Annotated in this window: 14 protein-coding genes; 6 read left to right on the top strand and 8 right to left on the bottom strand. The window is 74.9% G+C overall.

Features of this window, described 5'->3' with window-relative positions; genetic code table 11:
• Positions 1 to 197: 197 nt before the first annotated feature.
• The gene (locus OHA99_RS34405) at positions 198 to 1,700 is read left to right on the top strand and encodes an NAD(P)/FAD-dependent oxidoreductase (protein WP_194280356.1); all 1,503 of its coding nucleotides are present in this window, start codon (positions 198 to 200) and stop codon (positions 1,698 to 1,700) included.
• A 27-nt stretch (positions 1,701 to 1,727) separates the two neighbouring features.
• Here the strand turns inward: OHA99_RS34405 and OHA99_RS34400 are convergent, their stop codons facing one another.
• From OHA99_RS34400 to OHA99_RS34390, 3 genes are all read right to left on the bottom strand, one after another.
• The gene (locus tag OHA99_RS34400; RefSeq protein WP_153181328.1) at positions 1,728 to 2,606 is read right to left on the bottom strand and encodes an SDR family oxidoreductase; all 879 of its coding nucleotides are present in this window, start codon (positions 2,604 to 2,606) and stop codon (positions 1,728 to 1,730) included.
• 98 nt (positions 2,607 to 2,704) lie between these two features.
• The gene (locus OHA99_RS34395; RefSeq protein ID WP_366473685.1) at positions 2,705 to 4,342 is read right to left on the bottom strand and encodes an NAD(P)/FAD-dependent oxidoreductase; all 1,638 of its coding nucleotides are present in this window, start codon (positions 4,340 to 4,342) and stop codon (positions 2,705 to 2,707) included.
• Positions 4,335 to 4,841: an SRPBCC family protein gene (locus tag OHA99_RS34390; RefSeq protein ID WP_153181326.1), complete on the bottom strand. Its 507-nt coding sequence runs from the start codon at positions 4,839 to 4,841 to the stop codon at positions 4,335 to 4,337. The genes OHA99_RS34395 and OHA99_RS34390 overlap by 8 nt, the downstream gene beginning before the upstream one ends.
• 266 nt (positions 4,842 to 5,107) lie before the next feature.
• Between OHA99_RS34390 and OHA99_RS34385 the strand changes: the two genes are divergently transcribed.
• The gene (locus tag OHA99_RS34385; RefSeq protein ID WP_405698693.1) at positions 5,108 to 6,286 is read left to right on the top strand and encodes a S1 family peptidase; all 1,179 of its coding nucleotides are present in this window, start codon (positions 5,108 to 5,110) and stop codon (positions 6,284 to 6,286) included.
• 175 nt (positions 6,287 to 6,461) lie between these two features.
• Here OHA99_RS34385 and OHA99_RS34380 read toward each other — a convergent pair whose 3' ends face one another.
• The 4 genes from OHA99_RS34380 to OHA99_RS34365 all read right to left on the bottom strand — a co-directional run bounded on the left by OHA99_RS34380 (position 6,462) and on the right by OHA99_RS34365 (position 11,264).
• Entirely contained in the window at positions 6,462 to 6,905 is a 444-nt protein-coding gene (locus tag OHA99_RS34380) for a hypothetical protein (protein ID WP_153181324.1), read from the bottom strand.
• 148 nt (positions 6,906 to 7,053) lie between these two features.
• Entirely contained in the window at positions 7,054 to 8,376 is a 1,323-nt protein-coding gene (locus OHA99_RS34375) for a cation:proton antiporter (RefSeq protein WP_405698691.1), read from the bottom strand.
• A gap of 1,152 nt (positions 8,377 to 9,528) precedes the next feature.
• Positions 9,529 to 10,770 (bottom strand): cytochrome P450, encoded by a 1,242-nt coding sequence (locus OHA99_RS34370; RefSeq protein ID WP_405698689.1) that lies wholly within the window; start codon positions 10,768 to 10,770, stop codon positions 9,529 to 9,531.
• Between the two features lie 80 nt (positions 10,771 to 10,850).
• The gene (locus OHA99_RS34365; protein WP_153181321.1) at positions 10,851 to 11,264 is read right to left on the bottom strand and encodes an SRPBCC family protein; all 414 of its coding nucleotides are present in this window, start codon (positions 11,262 to 11,264) and stop codon (positions 10,851 to 10,853) included.
• A 168-nt stretch (positions 11,265 to 11,432) separates the two neighbouring features.
• On the opposite strand from OHA99_RS34365, the gene OHA99_RS34360 reads away from it, so the two are divergent.
• Positions 11,433 to 12,650: a PP2C family protein-serine/threonine phosphatase gene (locus OHA99_RS34360; protein WP_405698686.1), complete on the top strand. Its 1,218-nt coding sequence runs from the start codon at positions 11,433 to 11,435 to the stop codon at positions 12,648 to 12,650.
• A gap of 65 nt (positions 12,651 to 12,715) precedes the next feature.
• Here OHA99_RS34360 and OHA99_RS34355 read toward each other — a convergent pair whose 3' ends face one another.
• Positions 12,716 to 13,027 (bottom strand): hypothetical protein, encoded by a 312-nt coding sequence (locus tag OHA99_RS34355; protein WP_405698685.1) that lies wholly within the window; start codon positions 13,025 to 13,027, stop codon positions 12,716 to 12,718.
• Between the two features lie 166 nt (positions 13,028 to 13,193).
• On the opposite strand from OHA99_RS34355, the gene OHA99_RS34350 reads away from it, so the two are divergent.
• From OHA99_RS34350 to OHA99_RS34340, 3 genes are read left to right on the top strand one after another with little or no spacing between them, the layout of a single operon-like run.
• Complete coding sequence (locus OHA99_RS34350; protein WP_405698684.1) at positions 13,194 to 13,904, top strand: nucleotidyltransferase family protein; 711 nt, start codon at positions 13,194 to 13,196, stop codon at positions 13,902 to 13,904.
• Positions 13,901 to 14,209: a BON domain-containing protein gene (locus tag OHA99_RS34345; RefSeq protein WP_228126261.1), complete on the top strand. Its 309-nt coding sequence runs from the start codon at positions 13,901 to 13,903 to the stop codon at positions 14,207 to 14,209. Before OHA99_RS34350 ends, OHA99_RS34345 begins: the two co-directional genes overlap by 4 nt.
• Positions 14,206 to 14,931, top strand: coding sequence for a metallophosphoesterase (locus tag OHA99_RS34340; RefSeq protein ID WP_405698682.1), 726 nt, complete (start codon positions 14,206 to 14,208; stop codon positions 14,929 to 14,931). Before OHA99_RS34345 ends, OHA99_RS34340 begins: the two co-directional genes overlap by 4 nt.
• Positions 14,932 to 14,943: the final 12 nt, after the last annotated feature.

Raw genomic sequence — 14,943 nt, 5'->3', positions numbered from 1 at the left:
GGTTCCCGGACCGACGGCGCCGGAACCGGGGACGCGCCGACCACCGGCCCGCGTCACGACGCCGTCCGGGTCCCCGGCACCGGGTCCGGCGGCACGCGTGTCCGCCCCGCGCGCGGCGGAGGGGACCGGTGATCCGGCGGGGTGCCGGCGGCCGGGGCCGTGCGGTGCGGCCGCCCGGGCGGGACCGGCGGGCGCGGATGCTGTGTCCCGGGCCCGGGCGGGAGCGCGTCGAGGGCGGCGCGCCGTCGGTGGCGGTGATCGGCGGCGGCATCGCGGGCCTGGCGGCGGCCACCGTCCTGGCGGAACGCGGGGTGCGCGTCGTGCTGTACGAGCGCGAGTCCGTGCTCGGCGGCCGGGTCTCGGGCCGGACGTTCGCCCTGCCGGACGGCACGCCCGCCACGATGAGCCGGGGGTTCCACGCCTTCTTCCGCCAGTACTACAACCTGCGGGGCCTGTTGCGCCGTGGCGATCCCGGCCTGGCCATGCTGACCGGCCTGCCCGACTACCCCCTGCGGCACAGCAGCGGGCTGCACGACGGCTTCCGCCGGATTCCGCGCACTCCCCCGTTCAGCGCCCTCGCCTTCGTCGCCCTGAGTCCCAGTTTCGGGCTGCGGGACCTGACGTCCCTGCGGCCCTCGGCCGCGCTGCCGCTCCTCGACGTCCGCACCCGCCGCGTCCACGAGCGCCTGGACGACGTCAGCGCCCACGACTTCCTCGACTCCCTGCGTTTTCCCCCGGCCGCGCGGCACCTGGCCTTCGAGGTGTTCTCCCGCAGCTTCTTCGCCGACCCGCGCGAGCTGTCGGCCGCGGAGATGGCGCTGATGTTCCACATCTACTTCCTCGGCTCCAGCGAGGGGCTGCTGTTCGACGTACCGCGTGAGCCGTTCCCGCAGGCGCTGTGGGATCCCCTCGCCGGGCATCTGGCGCGGCACGGGGTCGAGGTGCGCACGGACACCGCCGTCGAGGCGGTCCGGCCCGGCCCGTCCGGCGGGCGGCTCGTGGTCGACGCCGCCGGGGCCCGGCCGTACGACGCCGTGGTGCTCGCGATGGACGTCGGCGGGCTGCGGGACGTGGTGTCCCGCTCGCCGCACCTGGGGGACGCCGGCTGGCGGACGCGGGTGGCGCGGCTGCGGAACGCTCCGCCGTTCCTGGTCTCCCGGCTGTGGCTGGACCGCCCGGTCGCGCCCGGCCGGCCCGGGTTCCTCGGCACCAGCGGTTACGGCTCGCTGGACAACGTCAGCGTGCTGTCCCACTGGGAGGGCGAGGCGGCCCGCTGGGCGGCGCGCACCGGGGGCTGCGTCGTCGAGCTCCACGCCTACGCCGTGCCGTCGGCGGCCGTCCGCGAGGTCGAGGAGAAGCGCCTCGTCGACCAGTTGCACCGGGTGTACCCGGAAACCCGCCGGGCCCGCGTGGTCGCCGCACGGCACGAATGGCGGGCGGACTGCCCGCTGTTCACCGTCGGGGGCTACCGCGACCGCCCCACGGTGCGCACGCCCGATCCGGCCGTCGTGGTCGCCGGGGACCTGGTCCGTACGGATCTGCCGGTGGCGCTGATGGAGCGCGCCGCGACCTCCGGGTTCCTCGCCGCGGGCGCCCTGCTGGAACGGTGGGGGGTGCGGGGCGAAACGCTGTGGACGGTGCCCGACCGGGGCCGGTCGGCGCCGCTGCGGGCCCTGGCCCGGCGGTTCGGGGCGTACTGACACGGGCCGTCCGCGCCCCGCCGGCGGCTACTGCCGCGGGTCCGCCGCGCGGTCGGCCAGCCCGCCCGCGCCCAGCGGCCCGGTGTGGCCCAGGGCCTCCTCGGCCTCCATCCGGGGCAGTTCGTGGCGGGACAGCCGTACGACCGCGGGCGGCAGGGTCACGCGCCCCAGCTGGACCAGGCGCAGCCAGCCCGGCACGTACACGGCGGTACGGCGGCGTTCCACGGCGCGCACCAGGCGGGCGGCGACGTCCTCCGGCGGAAAGGTGCGGCGGGCCGGGGGCGGCATGTGGGCGCGCAGTTCGCGCAGCACCGGGTAGCGGTCGGCGTCGCGGATCATGTCGGTGTCGATCCAGTTGAGGTAGGCGATGCCCACGGCGACGCCGCGGTGGGCCACCTCGGCGCGCAGCGAGTGGGTGAAGGCCTCCACGCCGGCCTTGGAGGCGCAGTAGGCGCTCATCAGGGGTGCGGCGCCGAGCGAGGCCAGCGAGGCGATCTGAAGGTGGTAGCCCGCGGTGTCGAGGAGGTCCGGCAGGAAGGCGCGGGCCGTGTGGGCGCTGCCGGTCAGGTTGACGTCGACGACGCGGCGCCACTCGGCGGGGTCGGACGTGGCGAACGGTCCGCCGTGCGCGACTCCGGCGTTCGACACCACGACCGACGGCTTGCCCAGGCGCCTGCGGGTCTCGTCGGCCGCGTCGGCCAGTGCGGCCGGGTCGGTGACGTCGGTCTCGACGGCGAGTGCCGGGGTCGGCAGGTCCGCCGCCAGGGCGTCGAGGCACGGCTTCTCGAGGCCGAGCAGTGCGAGCCGGGCGCCGCGGCGGGCGCAGGCGCGGGCCACGGCGGCACCGAGTCCGCGTGCGGCGCCGGTCACGACGACGGTGCGGTTCTGGAGGGGGCTGTCTGTCACGGGGGCCCTTCCCTCTTCGTCGGACGGCTCGGGGGCTTGTGCGGACGGTCACCGGCGTCCGGCGACGATCACCGGCATCCGGCGACGGTCACCGGCGTTCAGCAACGGTCGCCCGCCCGGTCTCGTCGGGTCAGGGCCCGCTGCACCCGGGCGAGCCCCGCGAACCGGTGCTGACGCAGCGCGGCGCGCGCGGCGTTGGCGCCGGGTGCTCCGTGCACCCCGCCTCCCGGGTGGGCGCCCGCGGAGGCGAGGAAGAGACCGGCCACCGGTGTCTCCGGCCGCCCGGTGCCGGGCACGGGGCGGAAGACGAGTTGCTGGTGCATGGCGGTGGTGCCGCCGTTGATGGCGCCGCCCTCCAGGTTGGCGTCCATGGCCTGGAGCGCCGGCGGGGCGAGCACGCGGCGGGCCCGGACCAGCGCACGGAACCCGGGGGCGAACCGTTCCACGTGGCGTTCGAGCCGGTCGGCCATCAGTTCCCGCTCCCGGGTGTCCCAGCTGCCGGTGATGCCCTCGTCGCCCGCGTCGGCGCGGACGTCGTGGGGGACGTGGGTGTAGGCCCAGGCGGACTCGGTACCGCTCGGTGAGCGGGTCGGGTCGGTGGTCGTCATCTGCCCGAACAGCGAGAAGGGACGGTCGGGGACCTGCCGCATGGCGATCTGGGCGGCGAACCGGGTCAGCTCGTCGAGGCCGTCGGCGAGGTGCACGGTGCCGGCCCGGGCCGCCGCCTCGCACCGCCAGGGCACGGGACCGTCCAGCGCCCAGTCCACTTTGAAGGTGGCGAAGTCCCACTGGAAGCGCCGCAGGTCGGCGAGGACCTGGTCCGGCAGGTCCGCCGGAGGGACGAGCCCGCCGTAGAGGGCGGGGACGGAGACGTCCGCGAGGACGGCGCGGCGGGCGGTCACCGTCTCCCCGTCGGCGGTGCGGACGCCGACGGCGCGCCGGTCGCGGACCAGGACCCGTTCGACGCGCCGCCCGCAGTGCAGGGTGCCGCCCCGGGCGCGCAGCCGGTGGACCAGGGCCCCGGTGAGGGCGCCGGCGCCGCCGACGGGCACGGGGAAGCCGTAGGTCTGTCCGAGCATCGACATCAGCCAGCCGAAGCCGCCGCTGCCGGCCGCCTCGGGCGCGAGGTCGGCGTGCAGGGCGTTGCCGGCCAGCAGCAGTTTGCCGCCCTCGCCCCGGAACTCCTCCTCGCCCATGCGGCGCACCGGCAGCACCAGGGTGCGGGCGAGCCTCAGCCCGCCCGCGCCGCGCAGCCGCAGGGCCAGCCTGGCGCCGGCGCGCACCGGTGGGAAGGGGGTGAACAGGGCGTCCACGATGTCGGCACGGTAGCGGTCCCACACCGCGTGCAGCCGCTCCCAGGCGGCGCCGTCCCCGGGTGCGAAGGCGTCGAGCGAGGCGGCGGTGGTGGCGACGTCTCGGTCGAGGACGGCGCAGGTGCCGTCGGTCAGGGGGTGCGCCAGTACATGGGGGGCGTGGGCCCAGCGCAGTCCGTGGTCCTCCAGCCGCAGTCCGCCGAGGATCGGGGAGGCGGCGGCGAGCGGGTAGAAGGAACTGAACAGGTCGTTGACGAAGCCGGGGGCGACCTCGCCGTCGTGGCGCACCGCGCCGCCCGGCTCGGGCTGCTCCTCCAGGACCGTCACGCTCCAGCCGGCGTCGGCCAGCAGGTTCGCCGCCACCAGGCCGTTGGGCCCGGCTCCGACCACGACGGCGTCGACGGCGTCCGGGGCGTCAGGCACGGCCGGTTCCCGGCCGGTGGCCCACGGGACCGAGCACGTCGGGCGGGTCGGGACGGCAGCGGTCGCCGGCCTCGGACTCGCACAGTTTCGCGAGCCTGGCGAGCATGGCGCGGTGCCGCACCTGGATCAGCGCCTCGACGCCGACGTTGTGCAGCAGGCCGCCGGGGCCGCGCAGTGGGTGCTCGTCCACGATCACCAGGCACTGCTCGCCCCACGGGCGCAGTTCCACGGCGATCCGGGCCGTGCCGAGCCGGCCCGCCTTGGCCTCCAGCTCCAGTTCGGAGCCCTCCACGCAGCGCCTGACCACCGACTCGTTGTGCAGCCGCAGCGGACCGAGCCGCACCTCGTACGCGATCGTCGCGCCGACCCGCGGCCACTGCCCGGCCCTGGGGGTGACCTCCGAGGGGCCCACCACCCACTCCACGTACGTGTTTCCGTCCGCGAGGACGTCCCAGACGGCCTCCGGGGTCGCCTGGATCAGCCTGTGCCGAACCGCCATGTGTACCTCCCACGTCCAGGGGCCGCCATGGGGCCGCCACAGCGAGGACGGAGTCTGAGTGCCCCGTCGGCGACCGGCCAACCGGACCGAACGGCGAGGTCGCCGCGGCGCGGAACAGGTGGCACGGAAAGCTCGTGCATTGGCATGGACCTGATGACAAGGGCTGGCTAAGCTCGGAACAACCCGATGAGAGCGCTCTCAAACCGCGGTTGTTCCATGCCGGCTGTTCCACCCCCACCTTGCTGGAACGACGAAGGGCAACTCCCGTGAGACGCAGCAGACTCAGGCACCTCGGCCTGGCCGGCCTCCTCGTGCTCGGCGGCCTCACCGCGGCCGGCACACTGCCGGCCTCGGCGGCCGACGCCTCCTCCACCTCCCCCTCCGCCTCCTCCGACCGGCAGCCTGCCTCCGCCGGCCTCCTCGACGCCATGCAGCGGGACTTCGGCCTCAGCCGCGCCGAGGCCGAGGACCGGCTGGCGGCCGAACGCGACGCCACCGGCCTCGAGCCCGTGGCACGCCGGGCCGCCGGAACGGCCTTCGGCGGCTCCTGGTTCGACGCCGACGCCGGAGAACTGACCGTGGCACTCACCTCGGACGCGGCGCCCTCTACCGTGCGGGCGGTCCGCGCCACCGGCGCGCAGGTGCGCACCGTCGAGCACAGCGCGCGGCAGCTGGACGCGGCCAAGGCACGCGTCGACCGCCTCGACGCCCCCGCCGGCGTCAGCGGCTGGCGCGTCGACCACAGCGCCAACACGGTGGTCGTCGACGTGGTCGGGAGCGAGCGCGCCGACAACGATGTCCAGAACTTCCTCGAGCGGGCGCGCGAGGCCGGACCGGTCACGGTGCGCTCGGTGCCGTCGGCCCCGCAGACGTTCGCCGCGGGCACGGTCGGCGGTGACCCGTACTACACCGGCAACGTCCGCTGCTCCATCGGCTTCTCCGTGCACGGCGGGTTCGTCACCGCCGGGCACTGCGGCCGGGCCGGCGCGGGGGTCAGCGGTTGGGACGGCTCGTACATCGGCACGTTCCAGGGCTCGTCGTTCCCCGACAACGACTCCGCGTGGGTCAGCGTGGGCAGCGGCTGGTGGACGGTACCGGTCGTGCTGGGCTGGGGCACGGTCTCCGACCAGCTCGTGCGCGGCTCGAACGTGGCGCCGGTGGGTGCCTCGATCTGCCGCTCCGGCTCCACCACGCACTGGCACTGCGGCACCGTGCTCGCCCACAACGAGACGGTCAACTACAGCGACGGTTCGGTGGTGCACCAGCTGACCAAGACCAGTGTGTGCGCCGAGCCCGGCGACTCCGGCGGCTCCTTCATCAGTGGTGACCAGGCGCAGGGCGTCACCTCGGGCGGCTGGGGCAACTGCTCCGGCGGCGGGGAGACCTGGTTCCAGCCGGTCAACGAGATCCTGAACCGCTACGGCCTGACCCTGCACACGGCCTGATCCGGCGGCGGTGGGGAGGGGCGGCCGGGGCCGGGTCTCCGGTCCGCCCCTCCCGCACCGCCGGTGTCGGAGGCCGCGCTACGCCATGCCACGCCCCGGTGGTCGTCGGCTCGGACGTCGTCGCGGCCCTGCGCCCGGGGGCTCGGACGTCCTCACGGCCCCGTGCCCGGGCGGCTCAGACGTCGCCGGGACCGGTTCCCGGCTCCGGCGCGTCGAGGCCCGTCGCCGTGGTGAGCCGGCGGTAGGCGGCCCGCGCGTGGACCACGCGGGCCAGCGCCGTGCCGACGAGGGCCGCGCCGAGCAGGCAGGCCAGCCAGAACGCGTCCCGCGGGCCGGCCCACGTGAGGGTGCCGGCCGGCGGAATGGCGAAGCCGTTGAGGGACAGCCAGCACAGGACGGCCGTCCCCGGCGCCGCCGTGAACCGGGCGCAGAGCCCGAGCAGGGCCGCCAGCAGGGAGAGCGCGACCAGAGCGAAGCCGGGACGCCCCGAGCCCACGGTGCCGTTGAGGAGCGCGACCAGGAGGAGGGCGCCGCCGAAGGCCCCCGCCCACACCAGGGGAGCCGAGACCGGCCGGGGCACGGGTCTGGCACCGCTGCCCAGGGGCACCCACTCGATCATGCTGACGGCTCCTTCCGGTCCGGACGCGTCCGCCCACGGCGTCGGACGACACCCCGTGGTCAGATTGTCCCACCGGGAGTCGCGGCGCCCTTCCGCCGACGGCGACGACCGGCCACCCACGCGGCTCGCCCGGACGTCTGCTCGCGCTCTACCGCTCCGCCTCGGCGCGTTCCGGGGAAGAGGGCGGGGAACCCGGCGAGGAGGACACCTCGGCCGGCACCGGCAGGCTGTCCGCCTCCGTCCGCCCGCCGTTCCCATCACCCGGTACGGGGACCGGGACCGGTGCCGCCGCCCCGGGCAGCAGCCGGCCGGCGGCCCGCAGCGCGGCGGCGAGTACGTGGGCGCGTCCCGCGACGACGGGACCGAGGACGGCGAGGACGAGCACGTATCCGGCGATGAAGGGGGCGAGCCGTGCGTCCAGTCCGGCGCCCGCGGCCATGGCGGCCAGGATCAGCGCGAACTCCCCCCGGGCGACGAGGGTGGTCGCGATCTCCGCGGCCGGTTCGCTGCCGTAGTGGTACACCCGGGCGACGCACAGCCCGGCGACGACGTTCATGACCACGGTCAGTGCCGCCGCGGCGGCGACCGGGCCTGCGACGGAGGCGAGGTCACCGGGGTCGATGGCGAGCCCGAAGGCGAAGAAGAAGATCGCCGCGAAGGCGTCGCGCAGCGGGTGCACCAGTTCGCGGATCCGCGGCCCGGAGGGAGTGCCGGCGAGGATCAGGCCGACCATGAAGGCGCCGATCGCGTCGGCGACGCCGAGGAGTTCGGAGACCCCGGCGACGAGCACCGCGGCGCCGAGGAAGCTGATGACGAGCAGTTCGTTGTCCCGCGTGTCGATCAGGCGGCCCACGAGCCGGGTGCCGTAGCGGGCCGCGGCGGCCAGCACCAGCAGGAAGCCGAAGGCCTTGCCGGCCTGAAGGACCGTGTCGGCCACGCCGTGCGCGCCCGCGATGACCGGCTGCAGGGCGGCCAGGTACAGCGCGAGGAAGATGTCCTCGACGACGATGACACCGAGGATCAGCCGGGTCTCCGGGCGGCCGATCCGGCCCAGGTCGATGAGGATCTTGGTGACGATCGCGGACGAGGAGATGCCGAGCACCCCCGCCAGCACCAGCGCCTCGCGGGCGCCCCACCCGAGGACGAGGCCGAAGCCGAGCCCGGCGCCGACGTTGAGGAGCAGATAGACGCCCCCGGCCGTCAGCAGCCGTTTGCCGCCGCTCCTGAGGTCGTCGAGGTGGAACTCCAGACCCAGGTAGAAGAGCAGCAGCACCAGTCCGAGCGCGGAGAGCATCTCGAAGTCGTGCGCGTCCTCCACCAGGACGAAACCCGGTGTGTGAGGACCGAGCAGGATGCCTGCGAGCATGAACAGGGGGATCGTCGGGAGTCCTATCCGCCCGCCGAGACGGGCGAAGAACGCGGCGGCCACGAAGGCACCGCCCATGGCGAGCAGGGTGTCAGCGTGTCCCACGGGTCACCGCCTTCGGCCACACGCGGGGTCGGGAGGGCTTCACTTGACGGGGATGGATGCGCATTCTCCTTCTCGGTCGTGCTTCGTCTGCCGTGCTTCGTCGGTCGTGTTTGGTCTGCCGTGCTTCGTCTGCCGTGCTTCGTCGGTCGTCCTTCTCGGTCGTGGACCGCCCGGAACGCCGCGGCATGACACCGCCCGGAGGCGAAAGGGAGGAAACCGGCTGGCCGGCCACACGCCCGGACGACGAGCGCACGCATCCGTGGCGCGTCCGCGGCGGTGAACCGGCCTGACCATCCGCCGCCCCTGCGCCCGGGGTGCGCACCGCACACCCGCACCGCAGACCCGCACCGAACCGTGCGGCAACGCCCGCCAACGGGCGGGACGGAGCTTCCCCGAAACGTCCCCCGGCCCCGAAGGGACCCCCGGGGGCGCGGCGTCGGTACACGGTCACACGGCGGGCCACGGCGCGACCATCGGGGACGACACCCAAATGGTCCGGCGGCCGACACCCATCGCCCACCGGAGCGGGGGAGCCGCTGGGCGGCCCCGGGGGGGGGAGGCGCCGCGGCCGACTCGGGGATACCGGCCGCGGCGCGTCCTGTTGCCCGGGGCGCGGGAGGACGGCGCGCCGCGGGGCACGACCGGCGAATGCCCCGGCCGTCCGTCCTGACACTGCGCCAACCGAGTGCTCGTCAGCTGCGGGCCGTGTTCCGGTTCCCGGACACGCCGTCCGCCCCGCCGCACGGGGCGACGGGGCGGACAGGTTGCGGACGGTCCGTCAGCACGGTGTGGTTGCCATCAACTTCTCGAAGGAAGCCATGCAGTCCGGGCAGTGTCGCGCCCGTTCACCGTCGGATGCTTCTCTGCGTTCGCGGAGCTGCTGTCCGCAGAGTGTGGCCGCGGCCTGTTTGGCCAACACGTGCCACACCAACGCTCCGCCCGCCTTCTCCGGGCCCACGCACATTTCGTACATGATCGGCCTCCCAGCCTGGACGCCGCTGACACCCTCCAGGAGACACCGGTTCGGCCGTGACCAGTAGCGCGCGGGGTCCATTCGGGTGACGGCCGCTTCGGCCGCCCGGAACGGCCGCACACCCGGACGGCTGCAAACGATCAGCCAACCGGCCCTGCACGGGTGCGCCTGACCCGGCGTCAGGGTGCGCGTACGCCGGTGACGACGAAGCCGCTGCGGGGGCGGGTCGGCACGCGGCGCAGCGGGATGCGCAGGTCCTGTTCGGGGACCGTGCACTCCAGGCGCGCCAACCGCACGGCCAGCGCCTCCAGCAGGCCGACGGTGACGCGCTCGCCGGGGCAGCGGTGGCCCGCGGCGGGGTCGCCGCCGCCCTGCGGGATCAGCTCGTCGGGGCCGGGGGGCCGGTCGAGGAACCGTTCGGGCCGGAAGGTGTACGGGTCGCCCCACAGCTCCGCGTCGTGGTGCTGCCCGTAGACGTCGAGCAGCAGGATGCCGTCGGCCGGGACGGACTCGCCGTGCCAGGTGAGCTCGGTGACGGTCCGGCCGCCGAGGAACGGGGCGAACGGGTAGAAGCGGCGCACCTCGTGTGCGAAGGCCGCCGCGAAGGCGGCGTCGCCCACGCGCAGCCGCTCCCGGTGGGCCGGCCACCGGTGCAGGGCGTGGGCGGCGAAGGCCGCGAACCAGCTCACGGCGACGGTGGGGCGCAGGACGTTCAGCAGTTCCACCGCCGCCGTCCGGGACTCCAGCGGGCCCTGCCCCGTGTCGCGGTGCCGGGCCACCCGCTCGAGGACCGAGTCCTCGGGGGCGGCGACCCTGCCCGCCCTCACCTCCTCGATCAGGCCGGCCATCCGGGTCTCCTGCCGGGTGCGGGCACGGCGGGCCCGCAGATGGCGCGGGCCCGGGGTGGCGAAGCCGTCAACCATCGCGACGAGGTCCCGTGCCAGGGTCTCCGGGTCGACGGCCTGCGGCGGGACCCCCGCCCAGTCGCAGACCCCACGGGTGAGCACGACGGCCGCCTCGTCGAACAGCACGACACGCTCGCGCCCGCTCCAGGAACGCACGGCCTCGTCCCAGGCCCCGGTGACGTGTTCGGTGAGGCCGGCGACGCGGCCGGCTTCGAGCAGCGGCAGGAAGAGTTCCTTGCGCGTGCGGTGAGCGGCGCCGTCGAGGGTGTGGACCGCGCCCTGTCCGAACAGCGTGTCCAGGACCGGTGCGGGGATCGCGCCGTGACGGTGGACGTGTGACTCGTCGTAGAAGAAGCGCACGGCGTCCGGTCCCCGTACGGCCAGCGCGGGCCTGCCGAGCAGTCGGGTGCGCAGCACGGAACGGGTGCTGTCGCGCATGCGGTTGGGCAGCCAGGCGTAGCCCTCGACGAGGAGCGCCGGGGTGCGGTCCGTCAGCGGGGGGCGGTGAGCGTTCATGGCGCGTGGGTGCCCCGGGGTGGCGGGCGGACACCCGGGACCGGGGCGGCGGCCGGACCGCCACCCTCCGGCTTCGTGCGTCAGCCGGCCGCGTTGTCGGTGCGCATCCTCACCTGCTCCTCCAGGCGCCGCAGGCTGCCGTCGAGTGCCTCGGCCACCGTCCGCCTCCCCGGGTCGTGTCCCTCGTCGAAGAACGACAGGTGCACCGTGACCTCGCTGGCCCCGCTGTCGAGCCCGGCGACCTGAAGCCAGCCGGCGTAGCTGCCCTGCTCGCGGGTGCCCCACTCGAGCCGCATCTGCTCGGGCCGGGCGCTCAGCAGGGCCGAGGTGTCCTGGTCGGTGCGGTCCTCGTGCACGGTGACGGCGGGCGGGTCCTCCGGCTCCACGTGCAGGTCCCGGGGCAGCCAGGTCTCCAGCTGACCGACGTTCGCGGCCTGGTCGAAGACCTGCTCGGGCTGGGCGGGCATGGTGCGGGAACGCTCGTACTCGGTCATGCTGCACCACTCCTCGGCGCTCGGGGTCGTCCGTGCTGACGCGTGCCCCTTCTGCCGGGACCGAAGCGCCGCACGGACGACCGGCCCGAGGGGCGGGGCGGGACGAGCGGTGCCAGACTGCGGGGCATCGTCCCCCGCCGCGGCGGGCGCCCGACGAGAGGAGACGAGGTGTCCACGCCGGACCCGGACGACGCGGCGCTGCGGCGGTTGCTCGCCGATCCGGCCCACCTCACCCTCGACCTGCGCGACGCCACGGCCCGTTCCACCAAGGCCCTGGGGCTGCGGCACGTCGTCGTCTACCTCGTCGACATCCAGCAGCGTCGCCTCGTCCCCCAGACGGCCGTGGCACCGGCGCTCCCGGTGGACGGCTCCCTGGCGGGATGGGCCTACCGCACACAGTCGCTGCGGGTGGAGGAGTCCAGGACCGGAGGCGGCATCACCGCCTGGTTCCCGCTCCTCGACGGCGCCGAGCGGCTCGGCGTCCTGGCCGTCGACGAGTGCGCCCTCACCGCTTCCTCGCTGACCCGCGGCCGGGCGCTCGCCTCGCTGCTCGCCATGGTGATCACGTCCAAGCGGGCGTACGAGGACTCCTTCGTCCTGCGCACCCGTACCGAGCGGATGCAGCTTCCGGCCGAGATGCTCCGCGCCCTGCTGCCGCCGCGCACCATCGGCGACGGCAACGTCGTGTCGACGGCCGTGCTCGAACCGGCCTACGAGATCGGTGGCGACGCCTTCGACCACTCGCTCACCGACACCACGCTCCACGTGGCCGTCCTGGACGCCATGGGGCACGACCTGGCCTCCGGACTCACCACCACCGTCTCGCTGGCGGCCTGCCGCAATGCCCGCCGTGTCGGCCTGCGCCTGCCCGAACTCGTGCGGAGTGTGGACGAGGCCCTGTCCAGCTGGCTCCCGGACAATTTCTGCACGGGTGTCATCGCGCAGCTGGACCTGGTCACCGGGCTGCTGCACTGGGTCAACTGCGGTCACCCGGCGCCCATCCTGATCCGCGACGAGCGGTTGATCATCGACGCCATGGAGCGTGACGCGGACCCGCCCATGGGCATGCCCTCCCTGCTCACCTCCCAGGCGCGCCGGACGCACGAGATCGCGCTGGAGCCCGGGGACCGGGTGCTGATGTACACCGACGGCGTCGTGGAGGCCCGGACCCGGGAGGCCAAACTGCTGGGCCTCGAACGCTTCGCCGACTACGTCATCCGGGCCACGGCCGGCGGAGAACTGGCGCCGGAGTCGTTGCGCCGTCTGATCCACTCGATCCTGGACGCGCAGGAGGGCCGGCTGCGGGACGACGCGACGCTGCTGATGTTCGAGTGGCGGCCGCCCCCGGAGGGCGGGCGGCCGTTCCCGCGCCCACTGCCCGACTGACGGCGGGCAGGCGAGCAGGCGAGCGGGGACAGGCCGCGGCCTGCCGGCCCGCGCCGGTGTCCGCCTCACACGGCATGTCCCCGTGCGCGCAGCCAGGCGTGCACGGTCTCCTTGTCCGTCGGTGTGATCCGGACGGGCCCCGGAACGTAGGGGCCCTCGTCCTCGCCGAAGCCGGTGTCCGTCACCCTGGCGGTGACCCAGGTGGCCAGGTCCTGCGCGGCCCGTTCGGACAGCGCGCCCCGTTCCCATCCGTCCCGGGCCTCGCCCGCGGCCTCGGAGTCGTGCCGTGCGGTCTCCTCGAGCCACGCCGCCACCAGCCGTTCCACGGTCCGGTGGTCGGCGGGGCCGCTCCCCTGTCGTACGTGCTCCTCGCTCATGCCGGCCGAGTGCCCGCGATCCCCGCGGGACCCACCCGGCGACGGGCCGCGGTGTCGGCGGTACGGCGCCGGGTACCCGCGTGCACAGGGGTGGGCCGGTCCGTGGGACGGGCCGGTCGTTCCGCCCCGTGACGGCGACGGCCCGGAACCCGGAAAGGGGACGACGATGAGGCAGCCCGCCGACGACCACCCCCACGGCAGGCGCGCCGGTGTCTCGGAGCTGCGTCCGGCCGCCGGTGAGCCGGGGCCCGCCCCCCGGCACGAGGCACCTCACGAGGATCTTCCCCTCGACCGCAACCAGGCGATCCTCCAGGCCGCCAAGCAGGTGGGGTCGATTCTCAAGAAGGCGGAGCAGCCGTTCGCGCTGGCCGGGAGCGTCGCCGTGTACGCCCACGGCGGGACCCAGAACCTCCAGCACGACGTCGACTTCTGCATCCGGCCCGAGGACGCGGACGCCGTCGCCGCGACGCTGCGGGAGGCGGGGCTGGCGGTCTACACGCCGCCGGAGGACTGGCTACTCAAGGCGGACTGCCTGGGGCAGCAGGTCGACCTCATCTTCGAGCTGGCGCACGAGCCCGTGACGACGGGACTGCTGGCCCGGGCCCGGGAACTCTCGGTCGACTCGGTGCTGATGCCGGTCCTGGCGCCGACCGATCTGCTGCGCGGTCTGCTGGCGGCCTTCTCCGAGCACCACTGCGACTTCGGCGCGGTACTGCCGATCGCCCGCACGCTGCGCGAGAAGATCGACTGGGAGGCGCTGCGGCGGGACTGCGGCGACGCTCCGATGCCCGCCGCGTTCTTCTTCATCCTCGAACGGCTGGAGATCATCGCCCCGGCCGGTTCCGCGGCCACCGCCCCGAAGGAGGAGCAGCCATGAGCGGTCCCGTCGGACACCAGGGCCCCGCGGCGAGCGGCCCCGCCTCCGCGGACGGGAGCCCCGAGGCCCCCGAATACCGTGTGGCCCATCTCCAGGAGCGGCTCGCCGCGGAGGAGCTGGGCGAGCTCGGCGTACGGGCCGAGTTCCGCGCCGGGGCGGTCGCGGTCACGGGCACCGTGCCCACGGCGCGGTGCCGGGAGACGGTGCTGCGCCTCGCCCGGGAGGAGCTGGCCGGGCTGACCGTGCACACGGACGTCGTGGTGGCGGAGACCGCCCGCCCCGACCATGCGGAGGAGCTGTGGTGATCCGCGTCGCCGCCGTCGGGGACATCCACATGGGACCCGACAGTCAGGGCCTGCTGCGGCCCGCGTTCGAGACCCTGCCCGACTGTGCCGACCTGCTGCTCCTCGCCGGGGACCTCACCCGGCACGGCACACCGGAGGAGGCACGGGTGGTCGCCCGGGAAGTGCGCGGTCTGCCGGTGCCGGTGGTCGCGGTCCTCGGCAACCACGACCACCACGACGAGCAGCCCGAGACGGTCACCTCCAACCTCCGGGACGCCGGGGTGAGGGTCCTGGAGGGCGAGGGCACGGTCGTGGAGTGCGCGGGGGGCAAGGTGGGCATCGCCGGGACCAAGGGCTTCGGCGGCGGGTTCGTCGGGCGCAGCGCGGGCGAGTTCGGCGAGCCGGTGATGAAGGAGTTCGTGCGCACCACACGCCGCTCGGCGGACAGTCTGCACGCCGCGCTGAAGGGTCTGGACGAGGAGGGCTGCGCGGCGCGGGTGGCGCTGACCCACTTCTCCCCCGTCGCCGACACCCTCGCCGGGGAGCCGCCGGAGATCCACCCGTTCCTCGGGAGCTATCTGCTGGCCGAGGCCATCGACACGGCCGGCGCCGACCTGGCCGTCCACGGCCACGCCCACCTGGGTGCGGAGCACGGGATGACGGCGGGCGGAGTCCGGGTGCGCAACGTGGCGCAGCCGGTCATCCGCCGGGCCTTCAACGTCTACCGGCTGGGCGCGGCCTGACCGTCCCCGGGG

The sequence above is a fragment of the Streptomyces coelicoflavus genome, assembly GCF_045041415.1.
In the GTDB taxonomy this organism is placed as follows: Bacteria; Actinomycetota; Actinomycetes; order Streptomycetales; family Streptomycetaceae; genus Streptomyces; species Streptomyces coelicoflavus.
This window is presented reverse-complemented; position numbering and strand designations above follow the sequence as displayed.

Bases quoted from the DNA above. Each gene is read 5' to 3' on its own strand.
- OHA99_RS34405 (WP_194280356.1), top strand. From the start codon at position 198: ATGCTGTGTCCCGGGCCCGGGCGGGAGCGCGTCGAGGGCGGCGCGCCG.
- OHA99_RS34390 (WP_153181326.1), bottom strand. From the start codon at position 4,841: ATGGCGGTTCGGCACAGGCTGATCCAGGCGACCCCGGAGGCCGTCTGG.
- OHA99_RS34380 (WP_153181324.1), bottom strand. From the start codon at position 6,905: ATGATCGAGTGGGTGCCCCTGGGCAGCGGTGCCAGACCCGTGCCCCGG.
- OHA99_RS34370 (WP_405698689.1), bottom strand. From the start codon at position 10,770: ATGAACGCTCACCGCCCCCCGCTGACGGACCGCACCCCGGCGCTCCTC.
- OHA99_RS34365 (WP_153181321.1), bottom strand. From the start codon at position 11,264: ATGACCGAGTACGAGCGTTCCCGCACCATGCCCGCCCAGCCCGAGCAG.
- OHA99_RS34355 (WP_405698685.1), bottom strand. From the start codon at position 13,027: ATGAGCGAGGAGCACGTACGACAGGGGAGCGGCCCCGCCGACCACCGG.
- OHA99_RS34350 (WP_405698684.1), top strand. From the start codon at position 13,194: ATGAGGCAGCCCGCCGACGACCACCCCCACGGCAGGCGCGCCGGTGTC.
- OHA99_RS34345 (WP_228126261.1), top strand. From the start codon at position 13,901: ATGAGCGGTCCCGTCGGACACCAGGGCCCCGCGGCGAGCGGCCCCGCC.